The organism is Curtobacterium sp. MCBD17_019, assembly GCF_003234555.1.
Taxonomy (GTDB): Bacteria; Actinomycetota; Actinomycetes; order Actinomycetales; family Microbacteriaceae; genus Curtobacterium.
Genome location: NZ_QKTT01000004.1, coordinates 161,933 through 182,381 on the forward strand (window position 1 = coordinate 161,933; position 20,449 = coordinate 182,381).

At 73.4% G+C, this 20,449-nt stretch carries 22 protein-coding genes and 1 riboswitch; of the genes, 10 read left to right on the forward strand and 12 right to left on the reverse strand.

Annotated features, from left to right (window positions below):
* Positions 1-5: 5 nt before the first annotated feature.
* Positions 6-875 carry a hypothetical protein gene (locus DEI82_RS05710; protein ID WP_146242840.1) on the reverse strand — a complete coding sequence of 290 codons (870 nt, stop codon included), beginning with the start codon at positions 873-875 and terminating at the stop codon, positions 6-8.
* Between the two features lie 112 nt (positions 876-987).
* Here DEI82_RS05710 and DEI82_RS05715 point away from each other — a divergent pair, with 112 nt between their 5' ends.
* From DEI82_RS05715 to DEI82_RS05730, 4 genes are all read left to right on the forward strand, one after another.
* The gene (locus DEI82_RS05715) at positions 988-1,926 is read left to right on the forward strand and encodes an ADP-ribosylglycohydrolase family protein (protein ID WP_111012683.1); all 939 of its coding nucleotides are present in this window, start codon (positions 988-990) and stop codon (positions 1,924-1,926) included.
* 291 nt (positions 1,927-2,217) lie between these two features.
* On the forward strand, positions 2,218-5,028 hold the full coding sequence (locus DEI82_RS05720; protein ID WP_181435117.1) for a non-ribosomal peptide synthetase: 2,811 nt from the start codon (positions 2,218-2,220) through the stop codon (positions 5,026-5,028).
* A gap of 42 nt (positions 5,029-5,070) precedes the next feature.
* Positions 5,071-5,490, forward strand: coding sequence for a DUF6892 domain-containing protein (locus DEI82_RS05725; RefSeq protein ID WP_111008569.1), 420 nt, complete (start codon positions 5,071-5,073; stop codon positions 5,488-5,490).
* A 36-nt stretch (positions 5,491-5,526) separates the two neighbouring features.
* On the forward strand, positions 5,527-6,168 hold the full coding sequence (locus tag DEI82_RS05730; protein ID WP_111036074.1) for a hypothetical protein: 642 nt from the start codon (positions 5,527-5,529) through the stop codon (positions 6,166-6,168).
* An 11-nt stretch (positions 6,169-6,179) separates the two neighbouring features.
* On the opposite strand, the gene DEI82_RS05735 is transcribed toward DEI82_RS05730, so the two are convergent.
* Positions 6,180-6,818 (reverse strand): uracil-DNA glycosylase, encoded by a 639-nt coding sequence (locus DEI82_RS05735; RefSeq protein WP_111036075.1) that lies wholly within the window; start codon positions 6,816-6,818, stop codon positions 6,180-6,182.
* Between the two features lie 150 nt (positions 6,819-6,968).
* Between DEI82_RS05735 and DEI82_RS05740 the strand changes: the two genes are divergently transcribed.
* Positions 6,969-7,460, forward strand: coding sequence for an SRPBCC domain-containing protein (locus DEI82_RS05740; RefSeq protein ID WP_111036076.1), 492 nt, complete (start codon positions 6,969-6,971; stop codon positions 7,458-7,460).
* Between the two features lie 16 nt (positions 7,461-7,476).
* On the opposite strand, the gene DEI82_RS05745 is transcribed toward DEI82_RS05740, so the two are convergent.
* The 4 genes from DEI82_RS05745 to DEI82_RS05760 form a co-directional block, all read right to left on the reverse strand.
* A complete protein-coding gene (locus DEI82_RS05745) occupies positions 7,477-8,511 on the reverse strand; it encodes a DUF1524 domain-containing protein (protein ID WP_111036120.1) in 1,035 nt (344 codons plus the stop codon).
* 5 nt (positions 8,512-8,516) lie between these two features.
* Complete coding sequence (locus tag DEI82_RS05750; RefSeq protein WP_258371977.1) at positions 8,517-9,758, reverse strand: glycosyltransferase; 1,242 nt, start codon at positions 9,756-9,758, stop codon at positions 8,517-8,519.
* 453 nt (positions 9,759-10,211) lie between these two features.
* Complete coding sequence (locus DEI82_RS05755) at positions 10,212-10,916, reverse strand: hypothetical protein (protein ID WP_111036077.1); 705 nt, start codon at positions 10,914-10,916, stop codon at positions 10,212-10,214.
* Positions 10,913-11,092, reverse strand: a complete 180-nt coding sequence (locus DEI82_RS05760; protein ID WP_111012677.1) for a CopG family transcriptional regulator — start codon at positions 11,090-11,092, stop codon at positions 10,913-10,915. Before DEI82_RS05760 ends, DEI82_RS05755 begins: the two co-directional genes overlap by 4 nt.
* 113 nt (positions 11,093-11,205) lie before the next feature.
* Here DEI82_RS05760 and ligD point away from each other — a divergent pair, with 113 nt between their 5' ends.
* On the forward strand, positions 11,206-12,231 hold the full coding sequence (ligD, locus tag DEI82_RS05765) for a non-homologous end-joining DNA ligase (RefSeq protein WP_111036078.1): 1,026 nt from the start codon (positions 11,206-11,208) through the stop codon (positions 12,229-12,231).
* A 120-nt stretch (positions 12,232-12,351) separates the two neighbouring features.
* Here the strand turns inward: ligD and DEI82_RS16170 are convergent, their stop codons facing one another.
* The 6 genes from DEI82_RS16170 to DEI82_RS05785 form a co-directional block, all read right to left on the reverse strand.
* Positions 12,352-12,501 (reverse strand): hypothetical protein, encoded by a 150-nt coding sequence (locus DEI82_RS16170; protein WP_181434667.1) that lies wholly within the window; start codon positions 12,499-12,501, stop codon positions 12,352-12,354.
* Complete coding sequence (locus tag DEI82_RS05770) at positions 12,498-12,764, reverse strand: hypothetical protein (RefSeq protein ID WP_111026843.1); 267 nt, start codon at positions 12,762-12,764, stop codon at positions 12,498-12,500. Before DEI82_RS05770 ends, DEI82_RS16170 begins: the two co-directional genes overlap by 4 nt.
* Complete coding sequence (locus DEI82_RS16175) at positions 12,761-12,928, reverse strand: hypothetical protein (protein ID WP_181434666.1); 168 nt, start codon at positions 12,926-12,928, stop codon at positions 12,761-12,763. The genes DEI82_RS05770 and DEI82_RS16175 overlap by 4 nt, the downstream gene beginning before the upstream one ends.
* A 276-nt stretch (positions 12,929-13,204) precedes the next feature.
* Entirely contained in the window at positions 13,205-14,443 is a 1,239-nt protein-coding gene (locus tag DEI82_RS05775; protein ID WP_111036079.1) for a hypothetical protein, read from the reverse strand.
* A 4-nt stretch (positions 14,444-14,447) separates the two neighbouring features.
* A complete protein-coding gene (locus tag DEI82_RS05780; protein WP_111036080.1) occupies positions 14,448-15,503 on the reverse strand; it encodes an ATP-dependent DNA ligase in 1,056 nt (351 codons plus the stop codon).
* A 101-nt stretch (positions 15,504-15,604) separates the two neighbouring features.
* Positions 15,605-17,290 carry an AMP-binding protein gene (locus DEI82_RS05785; RefSeq protein ID WP_111036081.1) on the reverse strand — a complete coding sequence of 562 codons (1,686 nt, stop codon included), beginning with the start codon at positions 17,288-17,290 and terminating at the stop codon, positions 15,605-15,607.
* Positions 17,291-17,443: 153 nt separating this feature from the next.
* Positions 17,444-17,541, forward strand: a riboswitch (TPP riboswitch).
* On the opposite strand from DEI82_RS05785, the gene thiM reads away from it, so the two are divergent.
* From thiM to DEI82_RS05805, 4 genes are all read left to right on the forward strand, one after another.
* Positions 17,533-18,342, forward strand: a complete 810-nt coding sequence (gene thiM / locus DEI82_RS05790) for a hydroxyethylthiazole kinase (protein WP_111036082.1) — start codon at positions 17,533-17,535, stop codon at positions 18,340-18,342. It overlaps the preceding riboswitch by 9 nt.
* Positions 18,339-18,989, forward strand: coding sequence for a thiamine phosphate synthase (gene thiE / locus DEI82_RS05795; RefSeq protein ID WP_375334612.1), 651 nt, complete (start codon positions 18,339-18,341; stop codon positions 18,987-18,989). Before thiM ends, thiE begins: the two co-directional genes overlap by 4 nt.
* Entirely contained in the window at positions 18,986-19,795 is an 810-nt protein-coding gene (gene thiD, locus DEI82_RS05800; RefSeq protein ID WP_111036083.1) for a bifunctional hydroxymethylpyrimidine kinase/phosphomethylpyrimidine kinase, read from the forward strand. Before thiE ends, thiD begins: the two co-directional genes overlap by 4 nt.
* On the forward strand, positions 19,792-20,439 hold the full coding sequence (locus DEI82_RS05805; RefSeq protein ID WP_111036084.1) for a TenA family protein: 648 nt from the start codon (positions 19,792-19,794) through the stop codon (positions 20,437-20,439). The genes thiD and DEI82_RS05805 overlap by 4 nt, the downstream gene beginning before the upstream one ends.
* Positions 20,440-20,449: the final 10 nt, after the last annotated feature.

The window sequence follows — 20,449 nt, forward strand, 5'->3', positions numbered from 1 at the left end:
GTGGGCTACTGCGGCGCGACCTCGGGGACGTCCTCGCCGGTCAGGCGTTCGACGATCTGCACCGCCCCGGGCCAGTACCGGGCGTAGTGGTCCGGGTCGGCGTTCACCTGCACGGCGTGTGCGGCCTGGGTCGGGGTCATCGTCTTCCACCCCGGGATGCTCACGAGCTTCCGGAAGAACATCGTCGCTGCCGTGTACGGGTCCATGCGCTGGGCGTACGTCCCCCACGCGCCGTTGTCCCGCTGCTGGAACAGGCCCCTGCTGTCCGGACCGGCCGCGTCCCCGTGGTCGAGGTCCACGAGCCCGGACTCGCCCATCGCCGTCATCACCCCGACGGCCTGGGTGTGCGGGCCGATGCCGAGCGACTGGGCGGCCTCGATGACGTACGCGGCGTTGACGAGGCGGTCCTGACAGTAGCCCGCGACCGGACCCCGGGGCACCACCATGCCGCCGACGGTCTTCGCGGGCACCGCGGGGCACGTGATCGCCGTCGCCGTGGTCCCGGCACCGACGAGCCCGTGCAGGGAATTCACCGCGATGACGACGAGCACCACGATCCCGATCGCCGCCGCGACGACGCCGGCGCCGAAGACCGAGACGACCCCGACGGCCACGCGACGTCCGACCCGGCCCGGGGCAGCGCTGGTGCGCCGCGGTCGTCGGCGCGCCCGCGTCGAGCGGGCCGTGGTCCGGCGACCGCCGGTCGCACCGGCGCGAGCCGTGCTGCCCTGTCCCGTGCTGCGCTGGCCCGTGCTGCGCTGTCCTGTGCGGTCGAGCACGGCGTCGCGGACGGGGCTGGGCGCGGTCGGGATCACGGGGCGGGCGGACCTTCCGGGAGCGGACGCGACGGGGTTCGGTCGCGGGCGGACGGGCATGACAGTAAGTGATCCTCCCGTGCGTCACCCGAAGCGACATGCCCCCGTCCGGGGCGACGTCACGATCGACGTCGGGGCCCACGCGCCCGGTAGCGTTGCCCCGGGAGGCTCGATGGACGACGACGTGCGCGATCGCGCGCTGGGGTCGGTGCTCGCCGCCGCATGCGGTGACGCCCTCGGCGCCGGCTACGAGTTCGGACCGCCGCTCGCCCAGGACGCGCCCGTGCGCATGCGGGGTGGCGGACCCACGGGCACCGCGCCGGGGGAATGGACCGACGACACCGCGATGGGGATCCCCGTGCTCGAGGCCCTCGCGCGCGGTGATCGCCTCGACGACGCCCGGACGCTCGGACGCATCGTGGCGGAGTGGGCCGACTGGGCGCAGGACGCCCCCGACGCCGGCGTCCAGACCCGCGCGGTGTTCGCCGAGCTCGACGCCAACACCGAGGCCGCTGCCCGCGCCGCCGCACTCGCGGTGCACCAGGCGAACGGCCGGTCCGCTGGCAACGGGTCGCTCATGCGGACCGGGCCCGTCGCGCTCGCGTACCTCGGAGACGGCACGAAGCGGGAACTCGCCGCGGCGGCCCGACGGGTCTCGGAACTGACGCACCACGAGGACGACGCCGGTGACGCCTGCGTGCTCTGGACGGCCGCGATCCGCCGCGCGGTCCGGAAGGGCCACGTCGACGTCCGGACGGGGATCCCGCTCCTGCCGCGAGCACGCCGCGCCCGGTGGCTCGCGCTCCTCGACGAGGCCGAGCAGTCGAACCCGGCGGACTTCGCCGACCGGAACGGCTGGGTCGTGGCGGCGCTCCAGGGGGCCGTCTCCGCCGTCACCCGCGGCAGCGACCTCGTCGACGTCCTCGAGCGCGCGGTCCGGGGCGGGAACGACACCGACACCGTCGCGGCGATCGCGGGCAGCCTCGCCGGCGCCCGGTACGGGGCGGGCGCCCTGCCCGACGAGTGGCTCGCGGTGGTGCACGGCTGGCCCGGCAAGCGCATCGACTGGCTCCGGACCCTGACCGCGCGGGCGCTCGCGACCACGCACTGACCGGTTCCCGAGACTCGGTGGACCGGTTCCGGTCGTCGTCCGGTGCCCGCTGCCGGGCCCTGCGACGGTGCCGGCGCGCGGGGTACGGGTCTCGTCCGCCGATCGTCCGACCACTGCCGGAACCCCACGCGCTATGGACGAGCTGTGAGCGGCAGGGTAGGGTCGCACCACCCGAACACGACCCCCGACCCGAAACGGGAGGTTCTGCCCATGCACGACGCCCACCCAGGCGCCGCGATGGTTCCGGACCGCGCTGCCCCGACGCGCACCGGAACCGACGAGGACACCACCATGTCCGAGCGCAGCGCGACCACGCTGTCCTCGACGACCGCCGGCGGCGCGCCTCGATCGTCCGTCGGCGCCGCGCCCGACGACCGACACCCGGCCGTCGCGATCGCGCCGCCGGCCGAGTCCTCGCGGCAGGGCGAGCTCATGCCCGAGCATTCCCTGCTCGAACGCTGGGCCCGCACCGCAGCCAGGTGGCCGGACGAGATCGCGCTGTCCGACGAGCACACGACGGTGACCTACCGGCAGGCCGACGAGATCAGCCGCGCCCTCGGCGCACTCCTCGACGAGCGCCTCCGGCCGGACGACCACAGCGCGGCCGGCGTCGGCCCCGTGCCCGGTGACGGGCCGGTGCCGGTCGGGATCATGGCCAGCCAGACGAGCGGCGGCGTGCTCGGCGTCCTCGGTCTCGCGTTCGCCGGCCGGCTGCTCGTCGTCCTCGACGCCCATCTGCCAGAGGCACGGATCCGGCACGTCATCGCGCTCGCGGGCATCACCGAGATCGTCGCGGACGAGGCGCACCGCGCGCTCGCGGCGACGCTCGTGGCGGGCCCGGCCGCGGTCCTCCCGCTCGATCCGATGCTCGACGAGGCCCAGTCGATCGCCGCAGCGGGCGGGCCGATCCGGGTCGTGCCCGCCGCCCTCGAACGCGGCGGCACGGACGGCTTCAACATCGTGTTCACGTCCGGCTCGACGGGCGCGCCGAAGGGCGTCGTGACGAGCCACCGAGCCATGCTCGCGGACGTCACCGGCTACCGCGAGCGCCTCGGGCTCGCTCCCGGCGAGCGCTCCGCCGTCGTGCTGCCCGTCGGATTCGCCGCGGGGTTCGCCATGGCGTTCGGCACGATCCACTCGGGTGCCGAGGCGCACCTGCTCGACGCGCGTGACGCCGGGGTGCTCGGACTCGTCGACCGCATCGCGGAGCGCGGCATCACCGTGTTGCAGAGCACCCCGCACCTCGCCCGGACGATCGCCGACGCGCTCGGACCCGACGACGACCGGCTCCGCGGGCTCCGGGTGTTCGCCACCGTCGGTGAGGCCGTGACGGGGACCGACGTCGCGGCGGTGCGGCCGCTGTTCGGCCCGACGACGTCGTTCTTCAACTTCACCGGGTCGAGCGAGACCGCGTCGCTCGCCTTCAACGAGATCGCGCCGGGCGATCCGGTGCCCGAGGGGAGCATCCCGGCGGGCGAGCCGGCGTTCGACAAGGAGATCCGGATCCTCCGCGAGGACGGCACCACCGCGGCGGTCGGCGAGACCGGCCAGTTGCTGTGCGTGTCCGACGCGGTGACCCCGGGGTACTGGGGCGCGTACGAGCAGACGGCGCTCCGTGCCGGGATCGCCGAGGACGGCCGGGCCACCTGGAAGCAGGGCGACCTCGCGCGGATCGACGAGGACGGCAAACTCACGCTCCTCGGTCGGGCCGACGACGCGGTCAAGGTCCGCGGGTACCTCGTCGAGCCGAGCGAGATCGAGGCCGCCATCCGCCGCATCGACACGGTCCAGGAGGCCGTGGTCACCGCGATCGTGCAACCCGGGGCATCCACGCGCCTCGTCGCCTACGTCGTCGGTCGAGCCGGGCGGCGCACGGCGTCGCCCGCTGCGATCCGACGTGCCCTGCGCGCCGAACTCCCCGCCTACATGGTGCCCGGGACGATCGTGCCGATGGTGGCGCTGCCGCGGAACGAGCGCGGCAAGGTCGACCGCGCCGAGCTCCCGCCGCCCCCGGCCGCCGGGACCGGAGACGACGCCGGTGGGGGCGACGGCGCGGTCGCCACGATGAACGAGACCACCCACGACCAGTGGGAACTCGCCGTCGGGCAGATCTGGGCCGAGGTCCTCGGGCTGCCCGCCGTCGCGCCGGAGGACGACTTCGCGTCGCTCGGCGGGGACTCCCTGGCCGCGGAGGAGATGCTCGCCGCCGTGTCCGACCGGATCGGAGTCGAGGTGCGGTCCGCCGAGATCCTCGAGCATCCGACCCTGGCGGACTTCGCGCGGCGGGTCCGTGCCGGGACCCGAGCCGTGCCGAGCCACCCCGACGTCGTCAAGCTGACGAGTGGCGGCGGCGCGCCCGTGTTCTGCTTCCCCGGTGCCGGCGCCCTCGGCCTGACGTTCGTGCCCCTGGCCCGGCACCTGGCCGACCACGACGTGTACGTGTTCCAGCAGCACGGCCTCGAGCGGCGCAGTCTGCCGGACTGGAGCGTCCCCGCGGCGGCGCGTCGGTTCATCGAACTCATGCGCGTGGTCCAGCCGCACGGCCCGTACCGGCTCATCGGGCACTCGCTCGGCGGCCTGATCGCCCTCGAGATCGCGACGACCCTCGCCGAGAACGGGGAGACCGTCGAGCACGTCGTGCTCCTGGACACCTACCTGCCGCGGAGCACGGCGGAGCAGGGCGCGCTCGAGTTCGCCCGACTGCCGGAGCGCGAGCACGGGTCGCGAGTGCTCAACGCGGTGCGCCGCGGCGCGGAACAACAGCTCCGCAGGGTCCTGCCGGGTGGACTCCCGCAGGTCAAGCGGGTGTCCCGCCGGCTCCGCGCCTACACGGCGGGGGTCGTCCGGTACCGGGGACAGGACCACTTCGACGCGTTCTTCGACCAGGCCTCGGTGATGGTCCGCCGGCACCGGGTGCGCCCGTACGACGGCACGGTCACGTTCGTGTTCGCCGACGGCAACCCGGACGGGCCGGACTCGTGGCGCCCCTACCTGCGCGGCGAGATGCGGTTCCCCCGGCTCGCGAGCGAACACAGTTCCCTGCTCCGCGAACCCCACGTCACCGAACTCGCGGCGATGCTCCACGACGTCACGGGGATCTGACCGCACGGCCACGGCACCGGCGGCGGGGATACGATCCCGGGCATGGAAACGCCCGAGGAGCCGTACGACTTCGCCGACCAGAACGCCAAGCTCATCGTCCTCGAGGCGCTGTGCTACGACCTCGACGTCCTCGAACCGTACGCGGGTGCGGCGCACGAGGATGCCGAGGACGAGGACGAGGTCGTCGAGGGCTCCGGGCAGCTCGCCCGCGAGTACTACGAGGACCTCGAGGTCCTGCCCTCGCAGCTCGCGCTGGTGACGCAGCTGACCGTCGACGGGGACCTCCAGATCTACGGCGACGTCGATCCCGACTGGAGCGGGGACGACGACCGCCACGACCCGCTGACGTGGAGCGACATCGTGGAGTTGCCGGCGCTCGAGACCGTGTGGACGTCCGCGCCGTTGCCCGCGCACGTCGACGCCGAGCTCCGGGCCAAGGGCGTGACGATCGAGACCACGTAGGGCGGCGGTGTCGGGGGTGTCCGGCAGGGTGTCGGCATGAGCGGCATCGACACGTGGATCCAGGTCGTCGGGACCGTCGTCGCGCTGCTCGGCGTGGTCGTGTCGTGGGTGTACACCGCGCGGCAGCAGCAGCGTGACGCCCGGACCGCCGAGGGCGCCCGTCGAGCTGCCGAGCAGGACCGGCTCACCGCCGCCGCGAGCGCCGAACGGGCCGAGCGCACCTCGGCGCTGTCCATCGACACCCTCGAGCGCATCGCCGGCGCGCTCGAACGCCTGGCACGACCGAGCGGGGGTCCGCCGTCCACGCCCGCTCCGTCGGACGCCGGCCGGGAGGCGCGTGCCGCGTCGGTCCCTCCGGCTCCGTCCGTCTCGTGGCGGATCGCGTCGGCGCCGGACGGCGGTGCCGTCCTCCGGAACACCGGCACGGCGAGCGCGTTCGACGTGCGTCTGACGGCGGACCCGACCATGCCGGTCGTCGTGTCCGAGCCGCCGGCGGACCTCGCCGCGGGGGAGTCCCTCGCGTTCCGGGCCGTCCCCGACGCCGCGACGCGGGACCGGACCCTGACGGTGACGTGGCGGGCGACACCGGACGGGCCGACGTCCCGATGGCGGTACCCGTTCCTCCCGGCCGACGGTGCGAGCGGAGGCGACGTGTCCGCGAGCCGTCCCGCGCCCTGATCCGCGCCGGCTCAGCGGACGGCTGCGGAGAACGCGGCGAGCTGGTCCGTGAACTGTCGTGCGCCGCCCTGGGCGGGGTGGCGGACGGCGACCGCGTCGATGCCGGCGGTGGCGAGCGCTCCCTGGGCCTTCCGCCCCACGGCGACGACGTGGTCGATGCGCAGCGCCTCGAGCAGCGCGAGCGTCGCGGGAGCGCCGGCTCGGACCTCGGCCGGTCGGGGCGTCCGGTTCGTGCGTCGGTCGGGCGCGGCGAACGGGTGGTGCGGGTACACCGGCCACGCGACGGGCAACGGCCCCGCCCAGTCCCGGAGCGCGGCCCAGACCACCCGCGAGGAGGCCTCCCACGGCGCGGTCGGCTCCGGCGGTCGCGCGAAGCCGTCACCCTCGGCGGCCCCGGTCACGATCCCCGGGCGTGCGTCGAGTTCCCGCACGCTGACGAACGGCAGGCCCGTGTTCGTCATGCCCCGCCAGCCGGGGGCCTCGGCGACGAGCAGCACGGTCGATCCGGCGTCGGCGAGCAGGCGCAGGTACCGGTCGAGGTTGCCGCGTCGGAGCGTGCCCTCCGCCGACGCGTCGTACAACGCCTCGGCGTCGTCGGGCACCGGGACCGCGTCGAGCGCCGACCAGAACGCGGCGAGGTCGAGGGGCATGTCCCCATCCTGCCGCTCGCACCATCGGCCGAGCACGACCGTCGCGGTCCTTGACGTCCGACCGTGAGCCCGAATACGGTGCTGCCGCGCGCTGACACGAGCACGACGAACCCGGCCGCACCGCCGCGGCCGAATCCGGAAGGACCCCCGATGCCTCAGGACGACCCCCGCGGCCCGGCCGAGACGGAGCACACCCGCGTCGGCGACCAGAGCGTTCGGCACCGTCGCGAGTTCGATGCATCCGCGAGCGCCGTGCAACGCGCCCACACCGATCCCGAGCGCTTCGTCCGGTGGATGGGGCCCCACGGCACCACCGTCCGGCTCGACCGGTTCGACGCGGTGACCGGCGGTGCGTTCCGCTACGTCGTCGAGGCGGCGAACGGCGACGGCTGGGCCTTCCGTGGCTCGTACCACGAGGTCGTGCCGGGTCGCATCGTCCACACATGGGAGTACGAGGGCGAGAGCGGCGTGACGCTCGAGACCCTGCGGTTCGTGGACCTCGAGGGCGGGCGATCCGCGCTCGAGATCACCTCGACCCACGCCTCGAAGGAGGCCTGCGACGCCGTCCTCGCGAGCGGGATCGACGCCGGGATGGACGAGGACTTCGAGCGGATCGACGAGCTCCTCGCCGGTCAGGGGTAGCACGGGCCGTCCGCGGTCAGTCCTCGCAGGCCGTGCCGTCGCCGTCGCGGTCGAGCTGGCGCGAGTACCCCGGGTCGCCGACGTGGAGCGGTGCCGCACCGGCTGCCCGGACCGCCGCACAGTTCGCGAAGCTCGGTGCCGGCGTCGGACCGGCAGGTGTCGCAGCCGGCGCTCCGGGAGCCGCAGGAGTCGCCGGAGCCGGGACGACGGCGGCGCCGCCCGACCCGCTTCCGGCGGCCGTGCCTCCCGGTCGGGCCGAGAACGCCGTGCGGACCGCGGGCTGCATCGGGCAGGTCGCCAGGATCCGGGCGATCGCGTCGTGTTCGGCTGGGGTGACCCAGAGTCCGTACGCGGCCTTCACCGCGACCTGCCGGGCCACGTAGGAGCACCGGAACGCGACGACGTGCGGCAGCCATGTGGCGGCATCACCGGACCCCTTCTGCTCGTTCGACGGCCCGTCGACCGCCAGGAGGTTGCCCGGGTCGTTCGCCAGGTCCTCCCGAGCCTCCTGGTCGAGCTGCTGTGCCCCCGTCTGCCAGGCGTCCTCGAGCGCCACGACGTGGTCGATCTGCACGGCGGCCGAGGTCGTCGCGCCGCGCATGAACCGGATCGCCGCTCCCGTGTAGGGCGACACGAGGGTGCCGGACAGCACCCGGCAGCCTCCCGGGCGCTCGACGTCCGTGAGATCACGCGCCAGGACGTCGTCGCGGGTGTCACATCCGTCGTGGTCGCGGTCGAGCCAGGCGGTGCCGAAGTCGCCGACGCGGTCGTACCCGGTCGCCGCGGCGCGGCCCTTGACGGGCAGCGTCGCCAGGAGGGCGACGGCGGTGCCCGTCGCCGCCGTGGAGGGGGTGTCGGCGGCACCCGGAGCGGTCCCCGCGCTCGCGGCAGCGCTCACGCTCACCGCGCCGGGGCCGGCAGCAGCGGTGCCCGCCCCGCCGATGCCGCCGGTGCCGGAGCCGGGAGGCACGCCGCCGTTCACCGCCGAGCACGCGGTCAGCAGGCACAGGGTCCCGGTGACGAGCGCCGCCCGGACGACTCGCCGGAGCACGCCGCTCACGCGGACGCGGAGCGCCGGCGCTCCTCGACGCGCGCGATCACCGACCGGTAGGTCTCGACGAGTCCCTCGGCGGACCGCTCCCAGCTGAGCCGCTCCGCGCGCTCCCGCCCCGCCGCGGCGAGCTGGTCCGCGAGCGCCGGATCGGTCAGGACGGTCGCGATGACGCCCGCCCAGACGTCCGGGTCGCGCGACTCCACGACGACGCCGGTCTCACCGTCCACGACCGCCTCGCGCAGGCCACCCGCGGCGGCGGCGACCACCGGCACGCCGGACGCGGAGCCCTCGAGCGCGACGAGACCGTACGTCTCGGAGTGCGACGGCACGAGCACGAGTCCCGCGTTGCGGAACAGCATCGCCAGGTCCGGGCGCGACTGCGGACCGACGAACCGGACCCGGTCCCCGATGCCGAGTCGATCCGCGAGCGCGCGGAGCTCCTCGACGTATCCGGTCGCCTCGCTCGACGCATCGCCCGCGATCACCAGGTCCGGCCGAACGGCCTCGGGAACGGCGGCGACCGCGGCGATCGCCAGGTCGAGGCCCTTGAGGGGCTGCACCCGAGCGGCCGCGACGACGTAGCGGGGGCGGTCGTGGGCGGCGGCGCGGGTCGCGGCGCTCGCCGGACGGAACACCGAGCCGTCGACACCGGGTGGCACGATGACCACCCGCTTCGCTGCGGCGCCGAGCCGGGAGCGGACGGTGTCGGCCTCGGCCTCGCTGATCGCGACGACGGCGTCCGACTCGCGCGCCAGGAACGCCTCGCCCTCCATCCGGCCCGCCGACTCGGGGCGCTCGCCCTCGGACAGCGGAGTCGCTGCGTCGGCGGCGATCGAGTGGAAGGACTGCACGTGGGGGACCCCGCGCTCCCGAGCCACCGGCAGCGCGGCCATGCCGGAGAACCAGTGGTGCGCGTGGAACACGTCGTACGGGCCGAGCTCCGCCAGTCCCGCCCGGAACGGCTCGATGAAGGCGTCGTGTTCGCCCTTCGGGACCGGCTGTGCGGGCCCGGCCGACAGGAACCGGAGGCACACGCCCGCGACGATCTCGACGGAGTCCGGCTGCGTCGGTGACGACCGGCGGGTGACGATCTCGACCCGATGCCCGAGGTCCGCGAGCGCCTCGGCCTGGTGTCGCACGACGACGTTCATCCCACCGACCTCGCCGGAACCGGGCTCGTCCCCGGGGGAGGTGTGCAGCGACACGAGCGCGATCCGGAGCGGGGTGGCGGGGGTGTCGGTCACCGCGTCAGCCTACTGGCGAGCGGGTCGCGCCCCGCCCCGCTTCCCATCTCATCGAGATCGCAGTCGTTGCCGCTTCGATCCCCATTGAAGCGACACCGGCTGCGATCTCGTGACCCTCGTACGGGGGGTGGTTGTCCCCCTTTCGTGGGACGACACTTGTCCCGCGCGATGACGAGCATGGGGGTGGCGATGTCCTGGAAGACGATGTCCCACGGTGCGGACGCTCGAGGTGACTTCCACTGGAACACCATCCCCTGACGCCGCCCAGTCAAGGGGGCCGGACTGCCGGACAGGCGGTCGGGCCGCTCCGGAGCCCACCCGCCTCCGGAGCCCATGGAGGTCGCGGTCGTTGCCGCTTCGACCGGACCCGGAGCGACACCTTCTGCGATCTCGCGGGAGGACCGAGCGGACGCGGGGCAGGGCGAGCGGGCCGCGGTCGGCCTGGGGCTGCGCTCAGTCCTGACGCGAGTACCCGTGGAGGTCCTCCTGGGCCCCGTTGACCCACAGTCGCCAGCCGTCGGGCGTGGTCACGAGGACGGTCCGGTTGTATGCCTCGTCGACCACGTCCGCCTCGTACCCGCCGGCGCGGAGACGTGCGGCGAGTGTGTCGAGGTCGCCGCGGTGCTCGAACGACAGCTCGGTGCGGCCGTCCGCACCCTCGTGCAGGGCCGCGAGCCCGCCGCCGTCCGCGGTGAAGTCCGCCCATCCGCCACCGTCGGCCGCGATCCGGGGTCCGAGGCCGATCGCTCGGAACACCCGCGCCGCCTCGGCGACCGACGACGCGTAGCGGATGGGCATGACGCTGAGGTCGCCGCCCACTGCTGCTCGGTCCGCGGTGGTGATCGCGACCGGTGCACCGGCGGCGTCGACGGTGAGCAGCTCCCCGACGTCGGCGAGCGTGCTGGTCCGGACGGCCAGCTCTGCTCGGTCGAGCTCGCGCCGCACTGCCGGGAGGTCCGCCACCAGCACCTGCAGATCGACCCGTCCGTCGTCGGCCGACCCGTCATCGACGCCGCGGATGGCGAGGACCCCGTCGCCGTCGAACTCCGTCCAGTCGCCGTCGGCGGGGGCATCGTGCCGTCGGAGCCCGAGCGCCGTCGCGAGGTCGTGCCATGCGGCGGGGTGGGCGGTGTACAGGATGCTGCGGATGGTCGTCATGGTCGTTCCCCCTCCGTCGGGGCGGCCTCGGCACCCGACAGGTACGTGGACATCACGTGTTCGACGAGCGACGAGAGCGAGACCCCCTCGTCGATGGCGCGGTGCTTGAGCTCGCGGACGAGTTCGGCCGGCAGGTACACGTTGAACTGCACCTTGTTCCCGCTGCTGGCTACCATGCTAGCAATCTAGATCGGAACGGTCAGTCTGTCCACGGGGGAGGGCGAGGCGGAGCGACGCCGGTGTGCGGGCCGGTGCCGCGCCTCCCGGCCGTCCGGCGTAGGTTGCACGGATGGCGAGCAACGCGACGGTGCTGACGGTGCCCGGACCGGCCGGTGACCGGGAGGTCCGGATCTCGAGTCCGGAACGCGTGCTGTGGCCGCAGCTCGGGCTGACGAAGCTCGATCTCGCGCACTACCTCGTCACCGTGGGGGACGCGTTCGTGCGCGCGAACGGGGACAGGCCGGTGTCGCTCCAGCGGTTCCCCGAGGGCGTCGACGGCGAGCAGTTCTTCTCGAAGAACCCGCCGAAGGGCGCACCCGCTTTCGTGCGCGCCGTCACCGTGACCTACCCGAGCGCCCGCGCACACCCGCAGATGATCATCGACGAGCCCGCCGCGGCGGTGTGGGCGGCGCAGATGAACACCGTCGTGTTCCACCCGTGGGCGTCACGTGCTGAGCGGAGCGACTTCCCGGACCAGCTGCGGATCGACCTCGACCCGCAGCCGGGCACCGACTTCCACGACGCCGTCCCCGCCGCGCTCGAGCTGCGGAAGGTCCTCGACGAAGCGGGGTTGACCGCGTGGATCAAGACCTCGGGGAACCGCGGCCTGCACGTGTACGCGCCGATCGAGCCCGAATGGGCGTTCCTCGACGTGCGGCACGCGGTGATCGCCGCCGCCCGCGAACTCGAACGGCGGATGCCGGAGCAGGTGACGACCGCGTGGTGGAAGGAAGAGCGCGGCGAGCGGATCTTCGTCGACTTCAACCAGGCGAACCGGGATCGGACGATCGCCGGTGCCTACAGCCCCCGAGCACTCCCGCACGCGTCCGTCTCGACCCCGCTCCGATGGGAGGAACTGTCGGAGACCGACCCGCGGACACACACGGTGCGCACGATCCCGGAGCGACTCCGCGCCGTCGGTGACCCGTGGGAGGACATGCACGCGCAGCCCGCCCGCATCGACGCGTTGCTGGCGTGGTGGGAGCGGGACCTCGCTGCCGGTCTGGGCGAGATGCCGTTCCCGCCCGACTACCCGAAGATGCCGGGGGAGCCGCCCCGCGTGCAGCCGTCCCGGGCGCGCAAGCAGCAGGCCTGACGCGCGCCCCGGCCGAGATCGCAGAACGCGCCGCGTCTCCGCGCCGAGAATGCAGAACGCGCCGCTGCACCCGGAGGTGAGCGGCGCGTTGTGCGATCTGGGCTGGGTGCCGATCGGTTCCTACAGGCCGAGCGCTGCCTCGTCGCGTGCGGTGCGCCCGTCCTCGGTGCGCTTGGTCTGCGTCGGGAGGCCCGCGCTCGCCGTGTGGAGGCGGGTCAAGCGCGACCACGTCCCGCGGTGCGCGTCGCTGATGCCGTCGATGCCGTTCATGCTGCCATTCCTTCCGTGCCGAAGAGCGTGGTCATGTGCTCGATGAGGTGCTGCTTCGCGAGGTCGAGCGTCGCGAAGTCCCCGACGTAGCGCCCGAAGGTGTCCATCGCGTAGTGGTGCGCGCCGTGCTGGTCGATGGTGCCGCCGAAGTACCCGGCGTGCGTCGCGACCCAGAGGCCCTCGTCCGCGAGGGCCCAGGTGGTCGTCGGTGCCGGAGCGGCGGCGCGCTCGATGAGCGGCGTGACGATGGCGGGGGCGTTCACGCGCCGAGCCCGAGGGTGACGAGCGCGAGGCTCGCGACGGTGACGCTGACGATGCCGGTCACGGTCGCGCTGGCGACGAGTGCGCGCTGGTGCCGCGCCTCCCGGATCTCCGTGAACGGGCTGCGCTGCGCCGTGTGACGGACGGGGAGGAGATGCGTGCTCATGGTGGTCCTGTTCTCGAAGGGCGGTGCCCGGGAACTCGTTCGGTTCGGAGACTATCTCCGACCTGGAACAACTGTGGCACGGAGTTACTAGTTCGCCTAACTATGGAGGAGAACTGTGCGGAATTCGGACAGTCGGTTTGTTTCCGCCGGGGCCGGGCGACTCGGTGGACCCTGATCGGCGTCCTCGACCCGCTGATCGTCGCATCGCTGGGTGAACCGTGCACCTCCGCAGGGGGACAGCCGCGTGAACGGGACAGTCCGGTCGGGAACCGCGGGTCAGGGTGGCCAGGCGACCCAGAGCGCCCAGATCGCGATCGGCTGGACCGCGATGCCGACGACCAACGTCGCCGTCGCGCGACGCGTTGAGGCGGACAGCGCAGGGGTCCCGAGCACCGGGGACAGCGGCAGCAACATGCGGAAGGTGCTCTGCTGCGGCAGGAACACCGCGACCAGGTACGCGACGTACGCGACGACGAACGCCCCGATCCCGACCCCGAGTGCACGACTCCGGAACGCCAGACACCAGCCGACGGCGACGAGGAGCAGTACGACGATCGGCACGCCCCAGCCGCCGACGAGCCGTTCCGCGAACAGGAACCACGGCGTCAGCGGGCGGAACACCGCGGCGGCGTCCCCGAAGTAGTCCCGCCACCAGGCGGTCTCCGTGGCCACGTAGCCGTCGCCGCGGCCGGTGACGAGCGTCACGACGACCGGCCACGCGAGTCCTGCCGCCGCGGTCACGAGACCGGACGCGACCACCGCGAGGTGCGTCCGGAGCGGCAGCGGCCGTCGACGCACGAGTGACGCCACCCACACCGCCGCGAGGGCGACCGGCACCGCGAGGGCACCGGGGTGCGTGAACGCCGCGGCCACCCCGAACGGCATCGCCACGAGCGGCCGGCCCCGGAGCACCGCCAGGAGTGCGGCGAACACGAGCGCGAGGAACAGGGACTCGGCGTACGCGACCTGGAACAGGAACCCGAGCGGTCCGAACGCGAAGAACAGCGCGCCCCACATCGCGGGACGGCTGCCGAACCGCTCCGCGAGCAGCCGGTGCAGGACGACCGTGGCCGCGCCGCCCGCCACCACCGACACGGTCACCGCGGCCGGTGCGTATCCGAGCGAGGTCAGCGACATGAGCGCGCGCACCACGGCCGGGTACACCGGGAGGAACGCCCACACGCTCTTCTGCACCGCACCGCCCGCCACGGGCAGGTCCGACGGGTAGCCATGCAGGGCGATCCGCCGGTACCAGGCGCCGTCCCAGGCCGTGAGGAACCCGCCGAACCCGCCTGGGGCCCGGAGGGTCGCGTGTGCGTCGTGGACGCCGCCGCTCACGATCCAGGCGGTGAGCAGCAGGCCGGTCGCGAGCACCCGCGACACCGCGTAGCCGCCGAGCACGACGAGGGTCGCCGCGCCCGGACGCGGGATCGTGAGCCGTCCGGGCGCGCGGTCGGACCACAGGCCGTCGCGGCCACACGGACGTCCCCGCTCGACGAGGTCCCAGGCACCCACGGGATCAGCGCAGCACGCTGCTGAGGTCGTAGGCGATCGGCTGCTCGAGCTGCTCGTAGGTGCAGGACCGCGCGTTCCGGTCGGGCCGCCACCGGTCGAACTGCACCGTGTGGCGGAACCGGTCGCCCTCCATCTGGTCGTACCGCACCTCGACGACGCGCTCCGGCTCGAGCTCGACGAACGAGGTGTCGCGCCCCGAGGCGAACCGGCTGCGTTCGGTGGCGCCGGTGACGGGCCTCCCGTCCGCGTCCCGCCGGACCAGTGGGTCCAGTTCGGTGACGAGTTCCCGCCGTCGGGCGTCGGAGAAGGCGGAGACGCCGCCGACCATGCGCAGCTCGCCGTCTGCGTCGTACAGGCCGAGCAGCAGGGACCCCACGCCCTCGCCCGACTTGTGGACGCGGTAGCCGACCACGACGACGTCGGCGGTGCGGTGGTGCTTCGCCTTGAGCATCGTGCGCTTGTTCGGCGCGTACGGCCCGGCGAGGGGCTTCGCGACGACACCGTCGAGTCCCGCCCCCTCGAACTCGACCAGCCAGCGGCGGGCCTCCTCGACGTCGAGCGTGCGCTGGGACACGAACAGCGGGTTCTCGAACGCGCGACCGAGTTCCTCGAGTGCCACGCGGCGCTCGGCGAACGGCAGGTCCCGCAGGTCCCGGTCCTCGAACGCGAGCAGGTCGAACGCCACGAAGGCAGCGGGGGTCTCGACCGAGAGCTTCCGGATCCGGGACGCGGCGGGGTGGATCCGCTGCGTCAGGGCGTCCCAGTCCAGCCGCTCCGCGCCCGGTTCGCCGGTCCGCACGACGATCTCGCCGTCGAGCACGCACGGCCCCGGCAGCTGGTCGCGGAACACCGCCACGAGCTCCGGGAAGTACCGGGTGAGCGTCTTCGACCCGCGGCTGCCGATCTCGACGTCCGTGCCGTCGTGGTAGACGATCCCGCGGAAGCCGTCCCACTTCGGCTCGTAGCTGAGGCCCCCGGGCACGGCGTCCGCGGCGGGGACATCCGGGACGGCCTTGGCGAGCATCGGGGCAACGGGGTCCGCGGCGGTGGGGAGGGCCATCGACCCATCCAACGCCCCGCGGCCGGGAGGCTGCCGTCAGCGTCGACGGGCGTCGGCGGCGCTGCTTGCCGTCGACGCCGCTGACGGCCGCGGCGGAGCCGTTAGTCCTGGGAGGACGTCACACCGCGCTGCTCCTCGGCGAGCATCGACACGATCCGGTCGCGCAGCACGTTCTTGCGGACCTTGCCGACCGGGGTCATCGGGAGCTCGTCGATCACCACGAGGCGCTCCGGCAGCTTCTGCACGGCGATCTGCTTGCTCCGGAGGAAGTTGGTCAGGTCGGACAACGAGGGCTCGTCGTGACCGGGGGCGACCACCACGAAGGCGCACGAGCGCTCGCCGAGCCGCGGGTCCGGCATCGCGACGACGGCGACGGTGCGGACCGCGGGGTGCTCGCCGAGCAGGTCCTCGACCTCGCGCGACGAGATGTTGATGCCGCCGCGGATGATGATGTCCTTGATGCGGCCGCTCACCCGCACGAAGCCGTCCGCGTCCATCACGCCGAGATCGCCCGAGCGCGAGAACCCGTCCGGCGTGAACAGCGCGGCGGTCTGCTCCGGATCGCGGTAGTACCCGAGCATGTGGGACGGGCCCTGGTACGCGATGTCGCCGCTCGTGCCGGCGGGGACCTCGACGCCGTCCTCGTCGACCACCTTCACGACGGAGTCCGCGAGGGCCCGGCCGTCCGAGAGCACGGACTTCTCGGGGGCGTCCTCGGGTGCGCACAACGCGGTCGTCATGTTCTCGCTCCGCCCGTAGAGGCTGAGGATCTGGCACGACGGGAACATCGCGCGCGCGGACTGCACGACGGCACCCGGGATCGGCGCGCCGGCACACACCCAGTACCGCATCGAGCTGAGGTCGTGGCGCTCCGGGTCGAATGCCTCCATCACGGTCGTCAGGAACGTCGTCGACGTCACGGTGATCGTGCAGCCGTACTCGCGGATGCGCTCGATGCCCTCGTCCGGCGCCCAGACGGGCATGAAGTGGGTGCTGCCCCCCACCATGAGCGGCATGAGGAGGCCCGTGATGAGCCCGGTGGAGTGGCTCACGGGCGACGGGTTGAACATCACGTCGCCCTCGTCGACGTGCAGGCGCTCGTTGAGCAGGCGTGCGGCCGCGTGGATGGTGTTGAAGGTGTGGAAGCAGCCCTTCGGGCGGCTCGTGGTGCCCGAGGTGTAGACGACGAGGCAGCCATCGTCGGGGCCCGCGGTGTCACCGAGCGACGCGTCGAGCTCGTCGAGGTCGCCCTCGGCCGCCAGCGACGCGAGGTCGATCGCGCCGTCGAGCGCGTCCGGGTACTCGGCCCGGGCGACGACGACGTGGTCGAGGGTCGGGATCCGGTCCTTGAGCGCGGTGAACATGGCGAGGTGGTCGAAGCGGTGGAACACGTGCGGGCCGATCACGACCTTCGCCTCGGAGTGCTCGAGGACGTAGCCGACCTCGTCGTGCCGGAAGATCGGCATCGTGGGGACGAGGATCGCGCCGAGCCGCGAGAGCGCGACGACGATCGTGGCGAACTCCGCCCAGTTCGGCATCTGCACGACGACGCGGTCGCCCCGTTCCACGCCGAGGCCGCGCAGGCCGACGGCGAGGCGGATGGCGTCCTCGCGGAGCTGCCCGTACGTCAGCGTGAGCGTGCCGTCGGTGACGAACGTCCGCTCCGGGTGGGCGTCGGCACGGTCGCGGACGATGTCGATGAGGACCCCGTCCTGCCAGTCGCCGTTCGCGTAGTACCGCTCGACCTGCTCCGCCGTGTAGTTCCCGAGGGCGCTGCTCGCTGACATCGTGCTCCTGTTCCAACGTGGTGCCGCTGCTGGTTCGGAGACGGGTCGGGTCCGGATCGGGTTCGCACGGGACGCTCGGTCGTGGTCCGGCTCATCTTCGGCCGTTCGTCAGGCTAACAGCAGGGTGCGCCAATGTCCGACGGCCCTAGACTCGCCTGCGACGCGGGGTGCCTCCATCGAGCGAGGCTGAGAACAGACCCGTCGAACCTGATCTGGTTAGTACTAGCGAAGGGACGTCATCCGTGGCATCTCCATCTGTCCCACTCGACCCGTCGGCGCTCGCAGCGGCGTTGGACGGTCTCCGCGACCGCCCGCCACTCGTGCAGTGCCTGACGAACATCGTCGTCGCACAGTGGACGGCGAACGTGCTGCTCGCGGTCGGCGCCGCGCCCGCCATGGTCGACAACCCGGAGGAGGCCGGGCCGTTCGCCGGGGCCGCGGGCGGCGTGCTCGTGAACCTCGGCACCCCGCAGGAGCCGACCGTCGAGGCGATGACGGCGGCGGTGCTCAGCGCCGCGGAGCACGGGACGCCGTGGGTCCTCGACCCGGTCGCCGCGGGCGGGCTGGGATGGCGCACGGGCGTCGCCATGGACCTGCTCGAGCACCGGCCCTCCATCGTGCGCGGGAACGCATCGGAGATCATGGCGCTCGCGGGCGGCGCGGGCGGCAAGGGCGTGGACGCGACCGACAGCCCGGAGGCGGCGCTCGGGTCGGCGGAGGAGGTCGCCCGCCGCTTCCACACGGTCGTCGCGGTGAGCGGACCCACCGACCACCTCACGGACGGCGACCGGACCGTCCGACTCCGCAACGGGCACCCCTGGATGACGCAGGTCACCGGGGTCGGCTGCGCACTGGGGGCGCTGATGGCCGCGTTCGCGGCGACGGGATCCGAACCGCTGCTCGCCGCGTCCGCGGCGACGGCGGTGCTCACCGTCGCCGCGGAGCAGGCCGCCCCGCTCAGCCGCGGGCCGGGCACCTTCGCCGTGCAGTTGCTCGACCAGCTCGCCTCGATCACGTCGGCCGAGGTCGCGGACCGGGTCCGGCTCGTGTGAGCGGCTCCCGGTCGTCCGACCTGTCCCTCTACCTCGTCACCGACACGCGGATGTGCGGGGTGAGGGGTGTCGCCGACACCGTCCAGGAGGCCGTGGGCGCCGGCGTCACGGCCGTGCAGCTCCGAGACCACGATGCATCCGACGACGAGTTCGTCGCGATGGGCCGCGCGGTCGTCGCCGCCGTCGGCGGGCGGGTCCCCGTGCTCGTCGACGACCGGGTCGCACTCGTGCGCGCCATCGGAGCCGACGGCGCGCACGTGGGGCAGTCCGACCTGCACCCGGTGCTGGCACGACGTCTGCTCGGACCGAGCGCACTCATCGGGCTCTCCGCCCAGACCGTCGCCCACGTGCACGCCGCGGAGGCGATGGGGCCGGGCGTCATCGACTACCTCGGCGTCGGTCCGGTGTGGCCGCAGAGCACCAAGCCGGACGCCGCCGAGCCCTGCGGACTCGACGGATTGCGTGCCGTGGTCGATGCCAGCCCCTGGCCGTGCGTCGCCATCGGCGGTGTCGACGTCGCGCGTGCGCCGTCGGTCCGGGCCAGCGGTGCGGCGGGGATGGCCGTGGTCAGTGCGATCTGCGGCCGCTCCGACGTCGCGGCAGCCACGTCCGCGCTCAGAGCTGCCTGGGGGAGTGGTGCCCGATGAGGCCACCGGTCGCCCTGAGCATCGCCGGCAGTGACCCGTCCGGCGGGGCGGGGATCCAGGCGGACCTGAAGACCTTCAGCGCGCTCGGCGCGTACGGAACGACCGTTCTGACCGCCTTGACCGCGCAGAGCACCACCGGCGTGTACGGCGTGCACGAGGTGCCCTCGTCCTTCGTCGCCGAGCAGCTGCGTGTGCTCACCGACGACGTCCGCGTCGACGCGGTGAAGATCGGCATGCTCGCCACCGCCGGGACCATCGACGTGGTCGCCGCGTTCCTCCGGGTGCCACCGTGCGACGTCGTCGTGCTCGACCCGGTGATGGTCGCCACGAGCGGTGACCTCCTGCTCCGTCCCGACGCGGTCCACGCCATGACGGAGCTCCTGCCGCTCGTCTCGCTCGTCACGCCGAACATCCCGGAGGCCGCGGCGCTGCTCGCGACGGTGCCCGCCACGTCCGTCGACGCGATGCGCGACCAGGCACGCGAACTCGTGCGCCGCGGTGCTCGTCGCGTGCTCCTCAAGGGCGGACACCTCGACACCGGTGACGAGGTGGTCGACGTCCTCGCCGATGCGTCGGGGGTCGAGTGCCTCCGGAGCCCGAGGATCCCGACGGAGAACACCCACGGCACGGGGTGCAGCCTGTCCTCGGCGGTCGCGGCACTGCGGCCGCGACGGGGTTCGTGGGCGGAGGCGGTCCGTGACGGCCGGTCCTGGCTGCAGGACGCGCTCGCGGGCGCCGACGTGCTCGACGTCGGACAGGGCCACGGCCCTGTCCACCACTTCGTGCACCTGTGGGACGAGCGATGAGCTTCACGGACGAGGTCTGGGAGACCGTGGCGCCGATCCGCGATGCGGTGGACGCGCTCCCGTTCCTCGTGGCGCTCGAGCGCGGTTCCCTCCCGAGGGCGACGTTCCTCCACTACCTCGAGCAGGACGCGGCGTACCTGGGGGCGTACGCGAGGGTCCTGGCCGCCGCGGCGACTCGAGCCGACGACGCCGGGGACCTCGCCTTCTGGAGCAACGCCGCCGCGAACGCGGTCGCCGTCGAGCGGCAGCTGCACGCCTCGCACGGTGTGGACGGCTCCTCGGTGGCCCCGTCACCGACCTGCGTCGCGTACACGTCGTACCTGCTGTCGCTCACGGCGTCGTCGTCGTACCCGGTGATCGTCGCGGGTGTGCTGCCGTGCTTCTGGCTCTACGACGACGTCGGACGCCGGTTGCGGCACCGCGTGGGCGACCTCGACGGCCATCCGTACGGGGACTGGATCGGGACCTACGGGGATCCGGGCTTCGCCGCGGTCACCGCCGAGGCCCGCGACGTGGTCGACCGTGCCGCGGATGCAGCCTCCGCCCACCAGGTCGAGCAGATGCGACAGGCCTTCACCACGGCGTCGCGCTACGAGTGGATGTTCTGGGACGCCGCGTGGCGGCACGAGGTGTGGCCGGTGTGACGGGCGTCGC